Source organism: Myxococcus sp. SDU36 (genome assembly GCF_030168875.1).
Taxonomy (GTDB): domain Bacteria; phylum Myxococcota; class Myxococcia; order Myxococcales; family Myxococcaceae; genus Myxococcus; species Myxococcus vastator.
Map to the genome: position 1 here is coordinate 7210468 of NZ_CP077414.1, position 17386 is coordinate 7227853.

17 protein-coding genes, 2 pseudogenes and 1 CRISPR repeat array (1 of these 20 cut by a window edge) are annotated in these 17386 nt (G+C 70.0%); of the genes and pseudogenes, 6 read left to right on the forward strand and 13 right to left on the reverse strand.

Going from position 1 to position 17386, the window contains the following annotated elements; translation table 11 throughout:
- Positions 1–3: 3 nt before the first annotated feature.
- Entirely contained in the window at positions 4–1194 is a 1191-nt protein-coding gene (locus tag KGD87_RS29420; RefSeq protein WP_284664274.1) for a hypothetical protein, read from the reverse strand.
- Between the two features lie 102 nt (positions 1195–1296).
- On the opposite strand from KGD87_RS29420, the gene KGD87_RS29425 reads away from it, so the two are divergent.
- Positions 1297–1869 carry a glutathione S-transferase family protein gene (locus KGD87_RS29425; protein WP_284664275.1) on the forward strand — a complete coding sequence of 191 codons (573 nt, stop codon included), beginning with the start codon at positions 1297–1299 and terminating at the stop codon, positions 1867–1869.
- Between the two features lie 147 nt (positions 1870–2016).
- Here the strand turns inward: KGD87_RS29425 and KGD87_RS29430 are convergent, their stop codons facing one another.
- The 6 genes from KGD87_RS29430 to KGD87_RS29455 all read right to left on the reverse strand — a co-directional run bounded on the left by KGD87_RS29430 (position 2017) and on the right by KGD87_RS29455 (position 8367).
- A complete protein-coding gene (locus KGD87_RS29430; RefSeq protein ID WP_284664276.1) occupies positions 2017–2547 on the reverse strand; it encodes a hypothetical protein in 531 nt (176 codons plus the stop codon).
- Between the two features lie 27 nt (positions 2548–2574).
- Positions 2575–3549 (reverse strand): HEAT repeat domain-containing protein, encoded by a 975-nt coding sequence (locus tag KGD87_RS29435; RefSeq protein ID WP_284664277.1) that lies wholly within the window; start codon positions 3547–3549, stop codon positions 2575–2577.
- A 14-nt stretch (positions 3550–3563) separates the two neighbouring features.
- Entirely contained in the window at positions 3564–4772 is a 1209-nt protein-coding gene (locus KGD87_RS29440; protein ID WP_284664278.1) for a hypothetical protein, read from the reverse strand.
- Between the two features lie 95 nt (positions 4773–4867).
- Positions 4868–6541 (reverse strand): serine/threonine protein kinase, encoded by a 1674-nt coding sequence (locus KGD87_RS29445; protein ID WP_284664279.1) that lies wholly within the window; start codon positions 6539–6541, stop codon positions 4868–4870.
- Positions 6542–6663: 122 nt separating this feature from the next.
- Positions 6664–7410, reverse strand: a complete 747-nt coding sequence (locus KGD87_RS29450) for an ABC transporter permease (RefSeq protein ID WP_284664280.1) — start codon at positions 7408–7410, stop codon at positions 6664–6666.
- A gap of 24 nt (positions 7411–7434) precedes the next feature.
- Positions 7435–8367, reverse strand: coding sequence for an ABC transporter ATP-binding protein (locus KGD87_RS29455; protein WP_284664281.1), 933 nt, complete (start codon positions 8365–8367; stop codon positions 7435–7437).
- A 388-nt stretch (positions 8368–8755) separates the two neighbouring features.
- Between KGD87_RS29455 and KGD87_RS29460 the strand changes: the two genes are divergently transcribed.
- Complete coding sequence (locus tag KGD87_RS29460) at positions 8756–10123, forward strand: hypothetical protein (protein ID WP_284664282.1); 1368 nt, start codon at positions 8756–8758, stop codon at positions 10121–10123.
- Positions 10113–11108: pseudogene (locus tag KGD87_RS29465) on the forward strand (hypothetical protein); the annotation flags it as partial. The gene KGD87_RS29460 and the pseudogene KGD87_RS29465, both read left to right, overlap by 11 nt.
- A gap of 91 nt (positions 11109–11199) precedes the next feature.
- Here KGD87_RS29465 and KGD87_RS29470 read toward each other — a convergent pair.
- From KGD87_RS29470 to tnpA, 6 genes and pseudogenes are all read right to left on the reverse strand, one after another.
- Entirely contained in the window at positions 11200–11481 is a 282-nt protein-coding gene (locus tag KGD87_RS29470; protein ID WP_284662566.1) for a hypothetical protein, read from the reverse strand.
- A gap of 274 nt (positions 11482–11755) precedes the next feature.
- Positions 11756–12226 (reverse strand): annotated as a pseudogene (locus KGD87_RS36980) (IS66 family transposase); the annotation flags it as partial.
- 11 nt (positions 12227–12237) lie between these two features.
- A complete protein-coding gene (locus KGD87_RS29475; protein ID WP_350100282.1) occupies positions 12238–12486 on the reverse strand; it encodes an IS66 family transposase in 249 nt (82 codons plus the stop codon).
- Positions 12414–13208, reverse strand: coding sequence for an IS66 family transposase zinc-finger binding domain-containing protein (locus KGD87_RS29480; RefSeq protein WP_284664284.1), 795 nt, complete (start codon positions 13206–13208; stop codon positions 12414–12416). The genes KGD87_RS29475 and KGD87_RS29480 overlap by 73 nt, the downstream gene beginning before the upstream one ends.
- Positions 13209–13266: 58 nt before the next feature.
- Positions 13267–13638 carry an IS66 family insertion sequence element accessory protein TnpB gene (tnpB, locus tag KGD87_RS29485; RefSeq protein WP_095959537.1) on the reverse strand — a complete coding sequence of 124 codons (372 nt, stop codon included), beginning with the start codon at positions 13636–13638 and terminating at the stop codon, positions 13267–13269.
- Positions 13639–14025 (reverse strand): IS66 family insertion sequence element accessory protein TnpA, encoded by a 387-nt coding sequence (gene tnpA, locus KGD87_RS29490; RefSeq protein ID WP_284662560.1) that lies wholly within the window; start codon positions 14023–14025, stop codon positions 13639–13641.
- 86 nt (positions 14026–14111) lie between these two features.
- Between tnpA and KGD87_RS29495 the strand changes: the two genes are divergently transcribed.
- From KGD87_RS29495 to KGD87_RS29505, 3 genes are all read left to right on the forward strand, one after another.
- Positions 14112–15308, forward strand: coding sequence for a hypothetical protein (locus tag KGD87_RS29495; protein WP_350100286.1), 1197 nt, complete (start codon positions 14112–14114; stop codon positions 15306–15308).
- A complete protein-coding gene (locus KGD87_RS29500; RefSeq protein WP_284664285.1) occupies positions 15305–16642 on the forward strand; it encodes a hypothetical protein in 1338 nt (445 codons plus the stop codon). Before KGD87_RS29495 ends, KGD87_RS29500 begins: the two co-directional genes overlap by 4 nt.
- Positions 16643–16705: 63 nt before the next feature.
- Positions 16706–17035, forward strand: a complete 330-nt coding sequence (locus KGD87_RS29505) for a DUSAM domain-containing protein (RefSeq protein WP_284664286.1) — start codon at positions 16706–16708, stop codon at positions 17033–17035.
- A gap of 120 nt (positions 17036–17155) precedes the next feature.
- Positions 17156–17386: a CRISPR direct-repeat array (repeat unit 37 nt); it runs 3216 nt beyond the window's last position.

The following is a 17386-nucleotide window of genomic DNA, read 5'->3' on the forward strand; positions in this document are numbered from 1 at the left end:
GCGTCAGGCCTCCTTCGAGGGCACGCGCTCGATACCGCGCAGCGCGTGAAGGGTTTCCAGCAGGGTCCGCACCTGCGCGCGCTGCGCCGCGCCTCGCCCCAGGCCGCACAGGGCGCCCACCCGCACGGGGACGCCCGGCGCCAGCGCGTCCAGCACGCGCGCCGCGAAGGGCCCTGGACCGGCGAAGGCGTGGCCGTTGACGGCCCACAGCCACTGCCCCGGGCTGTCCTGCATCCGCACCACGCGGCCCGGAGGCGTCTTGCGCACGTAGGCGTCTTCTTCCAGCGGTTCGTGGGCGCGCGGCGGAGGCACTGGCTCCAGCGCGGAGGCGCTGACGCGCTGGGCCCAGGAGATGCGCAGCAGCTGCTGCAGGTCCGGGCCGTGCGTCACGTCCCGCAGCGCGCTCGCCGCGTGCGCCAGCCGGGGCACGCGCGTGCGTCCCCGCGTCCCGGGATAGGGCAGGTACGGGACGGTGTCATCCTGCTCGCCCTGGGCCTCCAGGAGCTTCACCGCCAGCGCCTTCACGGCCTCCAGGGGCTCGCCGCCGCGCACCGGAATCCACAGCCGCAGCACCAGCGCGCCCTCGTCGCTCGCCTCCTCCTGCCAGACGTGGGACGGCGCATACAGCACGTCCCCGGCCTGGGCCTCCACCGTGCGCGCCCTGCGGGCGTCCTTCGTCCATTGGCGCGCTCGCAGCCGCCCGTGGAGCACCGCGGTGAAGCGGGCATGGTGCTCCCGGCGCGCGGCGCCCTGCGGCGGCTCGCCGAAGCGGCCCAGCCACAAGTCACTGACGATGGGCAGCACGGGGACGCCGACGTGCGCCAGCACGCCATCGACGAAGGCGCGCACGCGCTCCCACTGCGCGTAGTCCAGCATGAGCGGCTGCTCCACGAAGCACTGGAAGCCGCGCGCCGCGCCGAGCTTTCGGCTGACGCGCTGGAGATACGCGGTGGCGTCCGCGTCCTCCTCTCCGGGCAGGAGCGTGCCGGGCGCGCGCAGGCGGGCGGCGTCCGCGAAGAAGCGCACGTCAGGCAGGGCGCGGAAGCGCGTGCCGAGGCGGAAGGGCGCGCTGACCGAGACGAGCCCCTGGAAGGCCCGCTCGGGGGACACCAGCGGCGCGCCCAGCCGCAGCCGCGTGGGGGTCTGCTCCCAGTGTGTGCTCGCGAAGCGGGCCCAGTCGGGGGCATGTCGCATGGGCATCGATTCCACCATCGAAGTCTGACGGCAGGTCCTTCGCCGTGCGGTTGTTCTGATAGGAGGCAGGGCTGCCCACCACCGGAAAGGTCACGTTCGACGATGAAGCTCTATTTCAATCCCCGAAGCCGCGCCGTTATTGCCAAGTGGATGCTGGATGAGTGCGGCGCGCAGTATGAAATCGTCCCCATCGACTTCGAGAAGAAGGAAAACAAGTCGCCTGAGTTCTTGAAAATCAACCCCGCTGGGAAGTTGCCAGCCTTGGTGGATGGCGACACGCGGCTGTTCGAGGGCGCGGCCATCTGCCTCTACCTGGCGGAGAAGTTCCCGGACGCGGGGCTCGCGCCCCAGCCGGGTGACCCGGACCGGGGGCGCTACCTGTCGTTGATGGTGTACTCCACGTCGCAGCTGGAGCCCGCCATGGGCGACCACCTGATGAAGCTGCCCACGGGGCCCTCGCGGGGCTGGACGGACTTCGAGACGGTGCTGAACGTCATCGAGGGTGAGCTGGGCCAGGGCCCCTACCTGTTCGGTGAGCGCTTCACCGCGGCGGATGTGATGGTGGGCTCGATGTTCATCTGGATGCGCATCTTCGGGAGCCGGACGGGGCGTCCCGCGCTGGAGGCCTACGTCGAACGGCTGCTGGCCCGCCCGAAGGGCATGAAGCTGGGCTGAGCGGCGCACCGCGCGAGGCCGAAGGCCCGGACCTTCCGAAAGGGAATGTGTCCGGGCCTCCTGGCGGCCTCGTGGGCCGCCAGGAGGCCCGGACCTTCCGAAAGGGAATGTGTCCGGGCCTCCTGGCGGCCCACGGGGGCCGGTGCGTCAGTCCAGAACGCCGATGGTCTTCGCGCGCGTCACGGAGCTGCCCACGCTGACGTAGCCCTGATACCAGGACGTGTCCTTCGTCCCCAGCTTGTCCTGCTGGAGGTGGGCGTGGGGCCCGGTGGAGTTGCCGGTGCCGCCGATGTTGCCCACCTGGCAGCGGTCACACGTGCGGTTGCGGGAGTCCGCCGTCTTGATGAAGTGCCACTGGCGGAACGTCCAGCCGCTATTCCAGACGTGGCGCGCCTCGTTCTGGTTGCCGCTGCCGTTGCCGTTGCAGACCACGCCGGTGGTGCGGATGGTCACCGCCCAGTAGACGGAGCCGACCACGCCCGTCTCCGCGCCCCAGTAGTTGCACCGGCCACCGCTGCCGATGTCCACCGCGCCGTGGAAGGTGCCGCTGCTGTAGCGGGTCAGGGCCGTCACGGAGCCCGTGTGGGTGCCCTTGACGGTGTGCGCCGTCACGGACGCGGGGATGAGCGCCACCGCGGCCAACGCCGCCAGTGAGGACTTCCAGGTGCTGCTATGCATGAGGTGTTCCTTTCAGTGGACTGCCTGTCACGGAGCCTGCTGCAACCGCTGCTTCTCCCTCAGGAGCAGGCTCCACTCCTGAAGGCCCATGCCCAGAACCTGAATCCACGCGTCGGCCTCCCGCGCCAGGCGCGGGTCCATGTCCCGCAGGCGCTGGAGGTCGGCAATCGCGCCGTCGAAGCCGAGCTGGGCCACGCTCTGGAGCAGCGCCTTGCGCACGCCTTCGTCCGGCTCCTCGCGGTACATGGCGAGCAGCGACTCGCGGGCGCCCTGCATCTGCTCCGCCGGGACGCCCCCCAGCGCGTTGACGGCGGCCTTGCGCACGCTCGCGTCGTCGCTGCGCAGCAGGGAGGTGATTCGCTCCGCGGACGCCGCGCTGATTTTCTCCGTGGAGAGGTTGTCCAGGATGCGCGCCGTCACCTCGGGGTCCGAGGAGGCCACCGCGGCCGTCACCGCCGTGTCGGCCGCCGGACCGTACTGGCCGGCGTACACGTGCGCGTTGTCCTCGATGAGGTTGGTCGCCGCCTCCTGGCGCACCTGGGGTGACTCGTCCCGCACCATGCGCTCGTACAAGTCACCCGTGCGCTCCAGCGCGCCGGTGCGCCGCATGGCCCGCAGCGTGGCGGCGCGGACGGCCGGGTCCGCGTCCTGCGACGCGCGCTGGGCCACCACGTCCATGGCCTGGGGGTCGGCTTCCCGCTCCGCGCGGGCCACCAGCGCCGCCGCCAGGTGCTCGGCCATGACGGGGTCCGTCTCCCGCGCGAAGGCGTCTCGCAGCTCCGCGTCCGGCAGCGTGACGGCGGCCTCGCGCAGCAGGGTGCGCAGGTAGCGCTGGTAGGACGGCGAGCCGGAGCCCAGTCCGCGGCGGAGGTCATCCATCAGCCCGCGCACGGAGCAGGTGCTGGGCCGGAGCGCGGGCTGCGCGTCGGCGGAGGCCGCGTGCGCGCCGGTGGCCAGCAGGGGGAAGAGGGGAAGCGTGAGCAGCAGGCAGAGGCGTTTCATGGGAGCTCCCGTGCTCAGTCGTGACCGACGAGGCAGCCGAAGGGGTCCTGGTCGGGCAGGCTGTTCCAGAGCCGGACGAAGTCGTGGAGCCCGCTGGCGTAGAGCTGCTCGAAAATCTGGTAGAGCGGCTGGAAGCGCGGGTCGGCCATCGCCATGTTGGCCATGACGGGCAGGGCCTCGCGGCCGGATGCGCGCGCGGCGAAGCGGAAGAGGGCCCACCGCACGCACGTCTCCTGCTCCCGGGCGAAGGCCTGGGCGAACAGCTCCAGCACCTCCTGCGGGTCCCCGGAGATGGAGAGGTTGTGCGCGGCGGCCTCGCGCCCGTCCGGGCTGCCCTCCTGCGTGAGCACCTTCGCGTACTGGGCGCGGGTGTGCTCATCCAGCACGGGCGTGGCGTGCATGGGCGTGGACAGCGCCAGGTAGCGAATCTGCTCGTCGGGGGACTCGGTGCCGATGGCGAGCAGCGCGTCCATGTACGGCGCGGCGTTGCCCTTCGCCTCGAAGTCGCGCTTCATGACGCGGGCGATGGTGCGCGTGGCGGCCCAGCCCGCCTCGCCGGAGACGGGGTCCTTCGCGAAGGACGTCAGCGTGTCCAGCGCCGCCGGCTCGAAGCGCTTCTGCGTGTCCAGCGCGGCCAGGATGCCCGCGCGCCGTCCGCCGTCGAGCGTGGCGTCCATGCCCTGCGCCAGGAGCTGGGTGGCCACCTGGGCGTGGTGCACCGCCTCCGAGCCGCGCAGCGCCGTCAGGAGGACGTTGAACTCGTCAGGCCCCGCGGTGCGCGCCCAGGACAGCACCTCGCTCGCGCGGTCCGGGTCCTGGCCAATCAGCTCCGTGAGGCGCTCCGTCAGGTAGTCCGCCACCAGCGAATCCCCCGACGCGAGCAGCGGCGCGGCCCACGCGCGGAAGTTCTCCAGCGTCACCGCCGCGTCGAAGCGCTCCAGCTCGCGCCAGCACACGGCCTCATCGAAGCGAGGGGGCGGCGGCTCTTCGTCCTGTGCCCCACCCGCGCCCGCGCGGCCGCCGTGGCCCCGCCCACCGGCTGCGCCCTTCCGGGACGCCGCGGCGGCGGCGCCGGCTTCGGAGGGCTCGCCATCGTCGCCGCGCGACGACAGCAGCGCCACGCCTCCCACGAGCAAGGCCGCGCCCGCGAGCCACGCCAGCGCCTTGGGCACACGACGACCCGGAGCGGGAGCGGCGGAACGGTGGATGGATTCTGGAGTCATGGCGCCTGGGCCTGTGAGGGGGTCCACTCCCCCTGAGGGCCCGGCGCGCGCGCTGTCTCAGAAAATCATTTCTCGCGGATTTTCCCGCGCGAGGCTCAGCGACCCGTCTTGATGCCCAGACCGCCGCCCTGGCCGGAGTGGGGGGGCCGCTTCGTCCCGGCCGCTGGCGTCACCGTGACGGGCTTGCCGCCTTCGGCGCGCCGCAGCTCCAGCCGCAGCTCCTCGTCCGTGGCGGACACCTGCCGCGTCACGGGCTCGTAGCCGTTGAGGGCCAGCGTCACCGACACCGGGGCGGCTCCGGCCTCCAGCTCCAGGCGCAGCGGCGTCTCGCCGCGCGCCTCGCCGTTGACGCTCACCCGGGCCCCGGGGGGCTCGGTGATGACGGGCAGGTTCACATGGCGCGCCGGCTCGACGTCGATGCGCGGCGGCGGCGGCACGTCGGGCGCGATTTCCGGCTGGTGGGGCACGGCCACCTCCACCGGCGGACGGACCGGGGTGGCGTCCGCGGGCGAGCGGAAGAAGACGATGCCCACGCCCGCGATGAGCAGGCCCAGCCCCGCGGTGGCCACTGGCAGCCAGGGGATGCGCCGGGGCGGCTCCGGGGGTGGACGGGCCAGGGGGGCGGTGCCGCGCGTCTTTTCTTGCAGCGGCGGCGCGGCGGTGGCGGCGGCGGCGTGCCGTGAGCGCGTTCCGGGGCCGCCATGGGGCGAGCCGCGCATGGCCCGCGACGCGGAGGAGCGCCCGGCGGGCCCCAGCACGCCCGGCACGCCGCTGAGCGACGAGTTGGAGCGCGAGTCCAGGTCCGCGTCCTCCGCGAGCTGGTCCAGCTTCGCCGGGTCCGTCTCATGGGCGATGCGGTCCGCGTAGAGCTCCCGCAGGAAGGCGGACAGGTGCGCGCTGCTGGAGGGCAGCCGCAGGTTGAGCGTGTAGTCCTCCAGCGCCAGCCGGAAGGCGCCGCAGTCCGGGTAGCGCTGGTCCGGCGAGGGCGCCAGCGCCTTGAGCACCACCTCGTCCAGGCCCGGCGGCAGGCGCGGGTTGAGCTGCGACGGCCGCGGCACCTGGCAGTCCTTCACCAGCCGCAGCGTCATCATGTCCGACTCGCCCTTGAAGAGGCGCTTGCCGGTGAGCAGCTCCCACATGACGACGCCCAGCGCGAACAAGTCGCTGCGCGCGTCGATGGCGAGCCCGCTGGCCTGCTCCGGGGACATGTACGGGTACTTGCCCTTGAGGACGCCGGTGGCCGTGTTCTGGCTGCTGGTGGCCGCCTTCGCCACGCCGAAGTCGATGACCTTCACCCCGCCGTCGAAGCCGACCAGGATGTTCTGCGGCGACACGTCGCGGTGCACCAGCCGCAGTGGCTTGCCCTGGGCGTCACGCGCCTGGTGCGCGTAGTCCAGCCCCGCGGCCGCGTCCGCGATGATGCGGAGGATGAGCCCCACCGGCAGCGGCTTGCCCTGCGCGCGGGACGTCTTGTCCAGGCGGCGCACGTCGTCGCCCTGCACGTACTCCATCGCCAGGCAGTGGCGCCCCTCAATCTCTGTCAGGTCGAGGATGGTGATGAGGTTCGGGTGCGTCAGGCGCGCGACGAGCCCCGCCTCATCCAGGAACATGGCGAGGAACTCGTCGTCCTCCGCGAGGTGGGGAAGGATGAGCTTGAGGACGACAAGCCGCTCGAACCCCGTCCCATGTTCGCGGGCCAGGAACACCTGCCCCATTCCCCCAGAGGCAATCTTGCGCAGCAGCTCGTACTTACCGAATGGCACAGCCATGTGTGCTCGACAGGATATCGCCCTTTCTTACCTCGTGGGAATTGCTCAGTCGCGAATTACCCCACAAGGTTGGAGGCAAGCAGGCAGGCAGGCGTGCGGCGCCTGCCCGGCTTCCAGGGGGCTCAGGCTTTCATCTTGTAGCCAGAGCGCAGCACGGTGTAGGTGAGCGCGGTGGCCACCACGGCGACGGCGAAGAGGATGCTCCCGCCGCCCAGGGGCGAATAGATGCTGCGGCCGAGCATCCCGTAGCGCAGCCCCTCCACCATGTAGACCATGGGGTTGAAGAGGCTGACGGTGTCCCAGGGCGCGGGCAGCTCGCGCACGGAATAGAAGACGCCGCCCAGGAAGGTGAGGGGCAGCATGACGAAGGTGGGGAAGAAGTTGATCTGCTCGAACTTCTCCGCCCACACCGCCGCGAGCAGGCCCAGCACGCTGAAGACGTAGGACGACAGGACGAGGAAGTACGCGGCCACCCCCGCGTGCTCCAGGCTGAAGCCGGTGAAGAGGGTGGCCACGGCCCAGGTGAGCAGCCCGACCACGAGCCCCCGCACCATGGCGCCGCCAATGAAGCCCGCCATCAGCTCACCGGGCCCCAGCGGTGCCACCAGCAGGTCCACCACGGTGCCCTGAATCTTGGTGATGAACAGCGAGGAGGAGCTGTTGAGGAAGGCGTTGTTGGCGATGCCGAGGAAGACGAGCCCCGGCACGATGAAGTGCAGGTACGGCAGGCCCTCCACCGTCTGGATGCGGCTGGAGATGGAGAAGCCGAAGACGATGAAATACAGCGTGGTGCTGATGAGGGGCGACAGGACGGTTTGTCCCGGCACTCGCATGAAGCGCCGGACCTCCTTCGCCAGAAGGGTCTTCATCCCAAGGACGTTCATGATGAGGGCTCAGGCGGCCTGCTGGGGGCGGCCACGGAGGATTTCGATGAGCACGTCCTCCATGCGAGAGCGGCGCGTCTCCACGTCGGAGATGAGCTGCCCTTCGGCGTAGAGGGCGCGGAGCAGCTCACCGGACGGGGCGCAGCCGTCGCGCTCCACGTAGGTGAGGGTGCGGCCGTCCTCGCTGAGGCGGGCGGTGAAGCGCTTGCCGGCCTCGGACAGGCCCGGCTGCGGCTGCTCGAAGGTGATGATGACGCGGCGCTCGCCGAAGCGGCGCAGCAGGGTGGCCTTGTCCTCCACCATGAGGAGGCGGCCTTCGTTGATGATGCCCACGCGGTCGGCCAGCTCCTCGGCCTCTTCCAGGTAGTGCGTGGTGAGGACGATGGTGGTGCCCTCCGAGGCGAGCTTGCGTACATAGGTCCACAAGTCCCGGCGCAGCTCCACGTCCACGCCGGCGGTGGGCTCGTCGAGGAAGACGAGGCGGGGCTTGTGCACCAGCGCCTTGGCGATGAGCAGCCGGCGCTTCATGCCGCCGGACAGCGCGCGGGTGTACGCGTCCTTCTTCGCGTGCAGGTTGAGGGCGGTGAGCACCTCGTCGATGCGCGCCTCATCCGCGGGGCGGCCGTAGAAGCCCAACTGGATGCGCAGGGATTCGGCCACGGTGAAGAAGGGGTCGAAGTTGATTTCCTGCGGCACCAGCCCGATGTCGTAGCGCGGGCCCACCGGGTCCTGGTCCAGGTCCTTGCCGAAGACGCGGATGCTGCCGGAGGACTTCTTCACCAGGCCGCAGACGCTGCCAATCATCGTCGTCTTGCCCGCGCCGTTGGGGCCCAGCAGGGCGAAGATTTCCCCGGGTCGGATGGCGAGGTCCACGGTGTGAAGTGCCGTGAACTCTCCGTACCGCTTGGAGAGTCCCTGGAGTTCGAGAGCGGGGGCGGACATGGCGCGCTTCCTGTAACACCTCCGCTCGCGCGGCGCTCGGCTTGTGTGCCCGGGACGGGCAGATGCGAGGACAGGGTGGGCTGGCGGGCTGGGAGGCGCGGGGGACCCCGCCGCCCGTGCGGACGGACCGGAGCGATGCGTTGGGAAACCAGCTCATTGGAACCGGACCGCGCGGAGCCTCACGCGCCGCAGCGCCTCTTCTCGAGGCAAGTGGCCTCGGGGAGAACCTGACGCTTGACGTCCGTCACCTCCTTTCGAGCCGGGCGCGGCCAGAGTGTCGATGACGACCTCAATGCAATGCATTGAGCCGCGGCCCGACGCCCTGTCGGACCGAATGAGGAACCTCTGTCCTGATTGCCCTTTCCGGGGCCTTTCACAGGAGGCGTCGATGTTCATGCGCTGGGCCATCGTGTTGCTGCTGGTGTTACCCGGAGCGGGGTGGGCGGAGGAGGTCGCCGACCCTGAAGATTCCGCGGGGGAGGAGGAACCTGCGTCACCAGCAACCCATGGGTCGCGCTCACAGTGGGCGAACCTGCTGCGCATGGAAGCCACGTCGCTGACGCTCCTGCCCAGGAGGGGCGTGGGCCGCGACGAAGGCTTCGTCCAGTTGGAGCCCAGGGTGGTGGTGAGGAAGCGCGGGGTATTCAACCTCAGCCTGGGGGCTCCCGTGCGGCTGCGGTTGTGGGGCGGCGGTGAAGGGGCGGGCTCCGTGAGGAAGGCGGACTGGGACGCGCTGTCCGACTGGGGACAGGTGGTGCGCGCTTTCACGGTAGGAGGGGACGCGCCGAACTCGCTGTGGATGGGCGCCCTGGAGTCCTACACGCTGCTGTCCGGGCACCTGGTGCGGCGCTACAACAACCGAGGCAACCCCGACTACCACCCTGCCGGGGCGGTGGTGACGGGGAAGCTGGGTCCCGCCTACGTGGAAGCCTTCGCTTCCGACGTGCTGGGCGCCCGGCTGGTGGGCGCGGAAGTCGCGCTGGATGTGCCGTACCTCCTCTTCGGCCGGCCACCCCTCCCCCTGCAGTACCTGCTGTCGCTGTCCGCGGTGCATGACTGGGGGAGGGCAGGAGGCGCTTCGAAGCCCCTGACGTTGGCGCACCTGGACGGCACGGCCATGCTCGTGCGGCGCAGGAGCCCCGAAGGCGGCTTCGAGTTGCAACTGCTGGGCGGCTGGGGCGGACGCCCGGGCGAAGGCGGGGCCTGGGGCGCGGTGGCGGGTGTGGGCGTGGATGCGCTGACGGCGACGGTGGACTTGCGGGCCCGGCTGGAGGGGCGCGTGCAGCGCGGAGGCTTCCGGCAGGGCGCCTTCGGTCCGGACTACGAATTGGCCCGCTTCCAGGTGGCGGGCCCGGCCTCCCTGCCGCAAGCGGAGGCGCCCTTTCCTGAGGGTTACTCGGCCTATGGCGAGGTGATTCTCAGTTGGGACGCGGAGCGGCTGGGCACGCTGGCGCGGCGCCACCTGCGCCTGACGATGGGGGCGGAGGCCTTCTCCTGGGGCCGGGTGGACGTGGAAGGCCGCCTGGAAGCGCAGGCCTTCCACCGGAGCCTCACCGTGGCGGTGGGCGGCCTGGCGATGGGCACGGGCCAACCGGCGGCGCGCTATCTCGTTTCGGGCGAGGCCCGGTGGCGCTTCCTCGGGGGGAAGCTGTACGCGGTGGGGCAGGGCGGCACGCTGCTATTCCCAACGGCGGAGGGGACGCTGCGGCCGGGCGCGTTCGCGGCCGTGGGCCTGGGGGTGGACCATGTCCGGTGAGCGGCGGCGTGGCGGAGTCGGCCTGGCGATGGTGGTGGCGCTGCTGAGCGCGGGCTGTGCCTCGCTGCCCGCGAAGTCGAGCCATGGGGCCACCCTGGCCTTCCGGCCCTTCCCCGCCTCCGTCCAGGCGGCGAGGAGCGCGGCGGGAGGTGCGTACCCTGTGGAGGCGCTGGCCTCCACGGAGGACGGGGCAGCGGCGCCCTTGGGCCTTCGACGCGAGCCCCTGGCGGAGGAGAACGAGGGCGCACGCGCGCCAGGGATGAAGTCGGTGGCCAGCGGCGGGGCCGTCGCCTGTGGGGGACGGCCCGTGCCCTTGGGGTGGCCTCACCTGGATTCCAGCCGGGAGGTGCTGGCGCCCTTCCTGGCATGTGCCGCGCCCGCCGAATTCGTGGCCATGCAGCGCGGGGTGGACATGGCCGCGCTGGTGGCGTCCCTCACGGACTGGGACGCCGTCCGGCTGGGGGCCCTGGGGCCGCTGGACGCGAGGGCCTCGGAAGTCCTCGGACGCAAGCGCGCGGCCTTCCTCGTCACGTCCGTGGAGAAGTACGGCGTGCCGTATGCCGAGGTGCTCGCCCTCTTCGTCCTGCACGCGGCCTTCGACGACGAGCTGCGCGAGGTGGTGCAGCTTCTCGCGCGCGACAAGCAGTTGGGGGAGACGTTGGGGGCCATGGCCGCCGTCCGCGAGGAGCTGAAGCGGCGGGGCCTGGCGCTGGAGGGCTTCCCGGAGCGGGGCGAGCAGGCCCGAGACGTGCTGCGCGGCCTGGGGCGCGCGGGCCGGGACATGCTCGCCAGCACCTCGGTGAGTGGTGAGGCCCGGTACACGGAGCTCATGGCGCTGCGTGGGCAGCTTCCGCCGCCCTACCAGGACGCCCTCGACGAAGTGTGGAAGGCGTTGATGGCGCGGCACTACGCGCCGGGAAGCGCCTCCGCCGGGGCCTTTGACTCTCTCACCTTCGGTGTGCCGGTGGGCTTCTACCACCTGGTGGTGTGTCCCTCCGCCCGAGCGCACCCGGCAGGCCCTTGAAGTCTGAGCGGAGAGAGTGTTGGGCGGGCCGCCAGCGGCGCGTCGTCAGTCGTCAGAGCACCGACTCGAGCGCGTCCGAGAGGGCCAGCAGCAAGGCCAGCTTCCGCTTCTGGCGGCGGTCGGCGTGGTTTGCATCACCGGCAACCCAGCCGGCGAGGCTCTCGAAGTCATCACGGGTGCCGCTCAATTCGTAGTCCAAGCCCTCGTCTTCGAGCCCTTCGACTCGCTTCGCCGAGGCGAGCACTTCCTCGGAGCATGGGTAGTCGAGGTGCTTGAGCAGCGCGAGCGCGTCGGCGGAGATGTAGATGCGGAGCTTCCTCTGGTTCTTCGGCATGCCGTCCTCCGCCGAGGACCATACGAGAGGGCCACGCCTGCCTGCGAGGCGCGAGGCGCCCCTGGCGCTCAGCGCGCGGCTGCCGCCTTGCCGCGCACGGCTTCGGGATGCGAGCGCTTCCATTCCGCGGGCAGCAGCGCGGGCATGTCGCGGAGGCACAGCTTCTGGTGGCCAGCCGGGGCAGGACGTCCGCCAGGTATGCGACGGGGTCTACCTCAGCCAGCTTGCAGCACCCCAGGAGGGTGTACGCAATGGCGGCGCGTTCGCCACCTGCGTCACTGCCGGCGAAGAGGAAGTTCTTCCTCGTCAGCGCGGTGCGGATGTGCAGGCGCTCCACGACGGTGTTGTCGATGGGGATGACGCCGTCTTCGAGGTAGCGTCGCAACGCCTGTTGGTGGTTGAGCAAGTACCGGATGGCCCGGCCCAGCGGGGAGGAGGGCGGCTCATTGGGTTGGTGGGCAATCGCCCAGGCAATGAGGTCGTCGTAGACGGGTTTGCTGCGCTCCTGCCGCCCTCGCCGCCGCTCGTCAATGGTACAGGCCTGGAGCCTTCGCTCGATGGCGAAGAGTCGCTTGAAGGCCGCCAGCGGCAGCGCGGCTCGCTTGTCGCCGCCGTCCAGGGCCTTCCGGAAGTAGCGCCTCGCGTGCGTGTTGCAGCCACATTCCAGCAGGCCCGCCCGCTTGAAGGACGCGTCGAAGAGGCCGGCCGCATCGGCCACCGTGAGGCCCACTCGCATCGCCAGCATCTGCGCGGGGCCTATCTCCCCTCGCGCTGGCCCTCCCGCTTGCCCGTCGAGTTGTACAGACACAGCGCGGTGTGCTGCGTGCCGCAGTCTTTCACGTCGGCGCCCACATAGCCCCAGATGGCGCCCAGGCGAATGCCCTTCGCATTCTTCGAGTCCAGCACCGGCAGCGACGTCGCATCCAGGTGCATCACCGTGGCGCCCAGTACCTTGGACATGGCCGCGCGCCACACGGGCCGGAGCGCCTCGGTTGCCCAGGCCACCTGGTCGGCGAGGGTGGAGAGGCCACCTCGAGTCCCAGCCGCTCAAAGCGCTCCACCTGCCGGCTCAGCGGCAGCCCGTCGTAGTACTTCTCCACGAGAAGCTGGGCCACCAGCCTGGCGCCCATCCTCCCGCCGCTCACCACCTTCTCGCCCAGCGGGGCGCGGACCACCTCCGCCTCGCACAGGTGGCACGCGAGCTTCTCCCGCTTGTCCTGCCGGACGATGACCTCCGCCGGAATCAGGTCGATGACCTCCGTCACCTCGTGCCCGACGCACTTCCGCACCTCGCCGCACCGAGGGCACGGACGCTGCTGTGCAGGCACCGGGATGACGTTCTCCACCCGGCGCAGATTCGTCGGAATGGGGCGGCGGGCGGGACGCGTCCGCTTCGGCCGCGCTTGTTCCTTTTGCGGAGGCTCCTCGTCAATGCCGGACGAGCGGCGAAGTCTTGCATCCACTTCCGCCACGTCACCATCGGAGTTCGCCGGCAGTCCGCCCAGGAGCAGCTTCAGCTGCGTGGTGGACACGCCCTCGCTCTTCTTGCCCTTCGTCTTGGCGTCCTGAAGCAGCCGCTCCAGCTCCGAGTTTCTCGACACCAGCCTGGCCACCAACGCCACCACCTCTTCGGTGCGGCCCTCGGCGAGGAGCGCTTTGAGCACCTCCAGCACCGGGCCTCGGCGCGGCTTCTTCGTCGTCTCGGAGGTGGGCGCGGTACCTGGCAAGGCGCGGGAAAGGTAACCAGCCGCCGTGCCCGCGCCACACCCTCGAAGGAGATTTTCTTCAGGCCGAGCGCAAGTGCCCCGGGGGCTCCCAGCGCTGCGACGTCCGCGCGCGCTGCACGTCGATGCCCTCGAGCAGCATCGCCAACTCATGCACGTCGAGTTCAATGCTGGTGGCGCCCAGGGCCACCTGGCTCGGAAAGGTGAAGGTGCCACGCTCGAGGCGCTTGTGTACGAGGGTGAAGCCGCCGCGCGTCCACAGCAGAAGCTTCACCTGGTTCTTCCGGCGGTTGAGGAAGACGAAGACGTGGCCGCTCAGTGGGTCCTTGGCCAGCACCTCGCGGACTTCGTTGCTCAAGCCATCGAAGCTGCGCCGCAGGTTGCACGGCGCCATCGCCACGTACACCTTCACCGCCCGGGGCAAGAGCAGCATCTACCCGCCCCCCGCAGCCAGCGCACCCACCAACTCTGCGACCCAGGCAGGGGGGATTGCGGCCGCGTCCAACAACTCCAGCACACAGCCGCCCGGCAGCCTCACCACCACCGCGGCACTCCCTTCCGCGGGCAGCGTCGGCGCAGCGCTCATCCCCCTCAGCACGGCCGGTACCCACCGCGCTGGGCCGTTAACGGGCGCCGCCTCCTCCCACTCCCCGAGGCGCTCCCGCCACCAGCGCAGTCGCTGGTCCGAGACGCCGCGCTGCCGCGCGTACGTGGCCAGCGGCAACCCGCTCCTCTGCAACGCCGCCAACTCCCTGCGTGCCTCGTCAGGCGTCCACTGCCGCCAACCGCCCCGCTTCTTCGTCGTCCTGAGTCCGTGCATGGCTCGCTACCTCCGCGGCCAGCCTCAGCATACCTCCTGGCGGAGCGCAGCCGCCCACCCGGTGCGCTCTGGCGGAGGGACACCTGGTGGTGGGCACGGGGCACGGGGCGTACTCGCTGGCGCGGGGCAAGTACGAGCAGGCCACGCGCGAGCTGGCGCCGACTGGGCTGATGGTAGCGCTGTATGCCGCGGGCAAGGGCGCTCGTGCCCTGGTGGAGTCGACGTCCAGCGGGCGGGCGAGCCTGCGACGGCTCTCGGCGCTGGATGTCGAGTCGCTGAAGGCCGTCGTGAAGGAGTTGGAGGTGCAGTTCGGCCCCGACGCGGTCCGCGACGTCTTCTCACTCCTTCGAGGCAAACGTGAGGCCGCGCTCTTCGCGGCGGTGGAGGGGCCGGCTGGCGTCAGGGCCCTGCATGCAGCCCGAGGCAACCTGCCCAGGGCGCAGGCCCTGTTGGCGGAGCGGTATCGGGAGCCCTCAAGTGCCAGCGCAACAAGGGGCGGCGTCGCGAGGAGTCGTGGCGGCGGCAGGCCCTCCCTTCCGCCAGAGGCGGCCGGAATCCCGGCGGAGGTGGCGGAGGCGAAGCTTCGGCAGGCGGAGGCCGAGGCCGCGGGGGCACGGCTGCCGATGGACGTGGGCTTCCTGAAGAAGCACAGCGAGACGCTGCGGAAAGCGGCGCCTCCGGGAGCCGCAGTTCATGCGCTCTGGGCGGACTACCTCTCGTACTTGGAGCGCCGGACCGCGGAGGTCGGCCAGCGCACGGCGCTCAAGGGGCCGCTGGAGTGGGCGGGCTACCAGGGGATGCGTGACCGGTACGCGCGGGGCCTGGCCTTCGAGCGGAAGATGGTCGCTCTCCTGGAGGAGGACGCGGCCCTCCCTCGGGCGCAGCGGCGGTGGCTCAAGGACTTCGACCAGCCCCGCATCGAGACGCATGTGGGGGTGGCGAAGGCGGACCTGCGCTTCGCGGACGTGCTCGTCATCGAAGAGGGGCCGCCTGCTGGCCCGACGCCCCGCGTGGAGACGTTCAGCCTCAAGAGTCGGGACCTGAAGCTCCTGAAGGGAGGGGAGCTCACGTCGCAGATGATTGCGGACGCAAGCAGTGCCCTGCGGTATTACGGCGAGATGCTGAGTATCCGTAGGCCTGGAATGCAGACGGATGCACAGGTTCAGAGGGTGCGACTTGTTTATGAGGGGGGTGCACTCAAGCCATTGGACGCAAGAGCGTTGGTCGATGCCATGAAAAAAACCAAGATGGAGGTCGAAGGCGTGGAGGTCGTGGTCCAATGAACGCACCGACCTTTCAAGCGTTGAACGCCGGGGACAGCCTTCGACTCTTCCTTGAGGGCTCCTTTGAGCGTCAGGTGCCGGTCGAACGCGAGTTTGAGTTCCTGTTTCAGTCCCTTGAGGAAAATGCGGGCGGTTGGATGCCAACCGCCATCGCGGGAAAGCGGCAACGCAAATACTCGCGCTCCTCGGTCTGGAAGGCCTTGGATGAGGGACGAAAGGGGAAGAGCACGTCCATTGAACTCTTTCGCTCGGATTCGGACCTGCTCTCCTCTCTGACTTTATACCTGGGACTGACGACCCCTCAGCCTTCATTGAGCCTCAATCTGCAGGTCCAGCCGCTGTCGTATTTCAATGAGCAGGAGCGCTGTCGCACGTTCGTGAAGATGGTTCGTGATTGGGCTGCGAGGTACCCGAGCCCGTTTGCAATGGCGCATAGTGCCGCTGATGATCAGTTGTCTGGCGCCCCCCACTTTGGGCGCGATGACGAAGCGACTCTGCGAGATGGCTTCGACAAGGTCTACGAGCTGTTCTGGCTGAACGTCTTCGGCCCCAAGCTCGTCGCGCGCGTAGGCCGCGAGCGGATGCTCTCGGCGCCTGCGCACCGCGTGGAGGAGCTTCCCAACGGCGCTGTCCTCCTGGTGCTATGGCCTACCGCCGCCGACTTCGCTAGCGATGAGGCGCGCGTGGCGCAGGCCCGCGCCCATGTTCACCTGCGGCCGGACCTCGACTTCGACGCGGTGCTGCGCACGCTGAGGGAGCGCAGCGCAGCGCTCGTACCCATCGAGCCGAGCTTTCACCCGGACGTGGCGCCGTTCCTCTCGCGGCTGCCGGCGGAGTTCGCCATCAGCGAGCGGCAACGGAAGATTGCTGAGCTCAACGCCTTCCGGCCTCCGGAGCCGGAGGAGTGGCTCCCAGCCGCCCTTCCCTCGGAGGTGGAGAATTCAGAGCGCGTCCTCATGTCTTACGGAGACTTGTCCGAAGGCCTCATTGCGGGGCTGCACGCCAAGGTGCCCTCCATCATGGACGAGACGCCTGAGTCTCTCACGGACCTGGACGTCTACTTCTGGCGGGAGAACTTCCCGGAGCGGTACGAGCGGCAGCTCATCGACAGTCACACGGCTCCAGCGTTGGGTGCCTACCTGGGTGACGTGCTGGTGCGGCGACTGGGAGGGACGTGGGTGCCGCGGCGGAAGCTGGAAGAGTCCCAGGTGCGCGTGGGCAAGCGCGTCTGGCTGCCCTTCCTCCGTGCGCGCCGGTACATGCAGTCGCGCCAGTCGCTGTTGGAGTACTCGCTCACCCAGTTCTTCCGGGCGGTGAATCAGCACCGGCCATGACGGAGGTGTCGCCGAGCGTGACTGCTGCGGGGGCACCCGTCATGCGGGGGCACGACTCCGGTCATGCGCGACTCGACGAACCTTTTCAAATCCGATCCTGGGAATACGCATCAGGTCCGCGGCTGGATGGGCGCTTGTCATGCCTGCATGCGCTATTCTGAGGGGCAGCGGAAGGGGGACGAAGCGTTGGACCTGCTCCGCGAGGTTTCGCGCCGCATCCGCGACGGCTCCGCGAGAATCTCCGAGGCGCTGAGCCGTATGTATCAACACAAGGAGGCCGGCGACGTTGATCGCGCCCGGCAGGAAACGTGGGATGTGCTCCCTGTCGAGGCCGTCCCGTTCTACCGCGAGATAGCGGAAGGTCAGCTCGAAGACATGGCGGACGAGCCGTAGCACCAGCGGGCCACGGACACTGGACCCTCTGCGTCGCCTGGAGGGCACGCGACACGGACACGTCGAACAGGCCACCCGCGAGGCGGCAACTGGCCCTGTCAGGGCCACGAGGGCGTCCGCGTTCCAACCCACGCTCCCCATGTTCACGAGGAGCGACGCGGACCCGTATCGCACCAGTCACCGTGGCCGAGTCTCAACCCACGCTCCCCGCGTTCTCGGGGAGCGACCAGAGGAGTTGGGCACTCTCTCCGTCCTTGTCGAGTTTCAACCCACGCTCCCTGCGTTCACGGGGAGCGACCTCTTCAACCAGAGCTACGTGGTGCTCAGCGTCGAGTTTCAACCCACGCTCCC

Bases quoted from the DNA above. Each gene is read 5' to 3' on its own strand.
- KGD87_RS29455 (WP_284664281.1), bottom strand. From the start codon at position 8,367: ATGTCCGCCCCCGCTCTCGAACTCCAGGGACTCTCCAAGCGGTACGGA.
- tnpA (WP_284662560.1), bottom strand. From the start codon at position 14,025: ATGCACGGACTCAGGACGACGAAGAAGCGGGGCGGTTGGCGGCAGTGG.
- KGD87_RS29430 (WP_284664276.1), bottom strand. From the start codon at position 2,547: ATGCATAGCAGCACCTGGAAGTCCTCACTGGCGGCGTTGGCCGCGGTG.
- KGD87_RS29470 (WP_284662566.1), bottom strand. From the start codon at position 11,481: ATGCCGAAGAACCAGAGGAAGCTCCGCATCTACATCTCCGCCGACGCG.
- KGD87_RS29425 (WP_284664275.1), top strand. From the start codon at position 1,297: ATGAAGCTCTATTTCAATCCCCGAAGCCGCGCCGTTATTGCCAAGTGG.
- KGD87_RS29420 (WP_284664274.1), bottom strand. From the start codon at position 1,194: ATGCGACATGCCCCCGACTGGGCCCGCTTCGCGAGCACACACTGGGAG.
- tnpB (WP_095959537.1), bottom strand. From the start codon at position 13,638: ATGCTGCTCTTGCCCCGGGCGGTGAAGGTGTACGTGGCGATGGCGCCG.
- KGD87_RS29445 (WP_284664279.1), bottom strand. From the start codon at position 6,541: ATGGCTGTGCCATTCGGTAAGTACGAGCTGCTGCGCAAGATTGCCTCT.
- KGD87_RS29435 (WP_284664277.1), bottom strand. From the start codon at position 3,549: ATGAAACGCCTCTGCCTGCTGCTCACGCTTCCCCTCTTCCCCCTGCTG.
- KGD87_RS29440 (WP_284664278.1), bottom strand. From the start codon at position 4,772: ATGACTCCAGAATCCATCCACCGTTCCGCCGCTCCCGCTCCGGGTCGT.
- KGD87_RS29500 (WP_284664285.1), top strand. From the start codon at position 15,305: ATGAACGCACCGACCTTTCAAGCGTTGAACGCCGGGGACAGCCTTCGA.
- KGD87_RS29450 (WP_284664280.1), bottom strand. From the start codon at position 7,410: ATGAAGACCCTTCTGGCGAAGGAGGTCCGGCGCTTCATGCGAGTGCCG.
- KGD87_RS29460 (WP_284664282.1), top strand. From the start codon at position 8,756: ATGTTCATGCGCTGGGCCATCGTGTTGCTGCTGGTGTTACCCGGAGCG.
- KGD87_RS29505 (WP_284664286.1), top strand. From the start codon at position 16,706: ATGCGCGACTCGACGAACCTTTTCAAATCCGATCCTGGGAATACGCAT.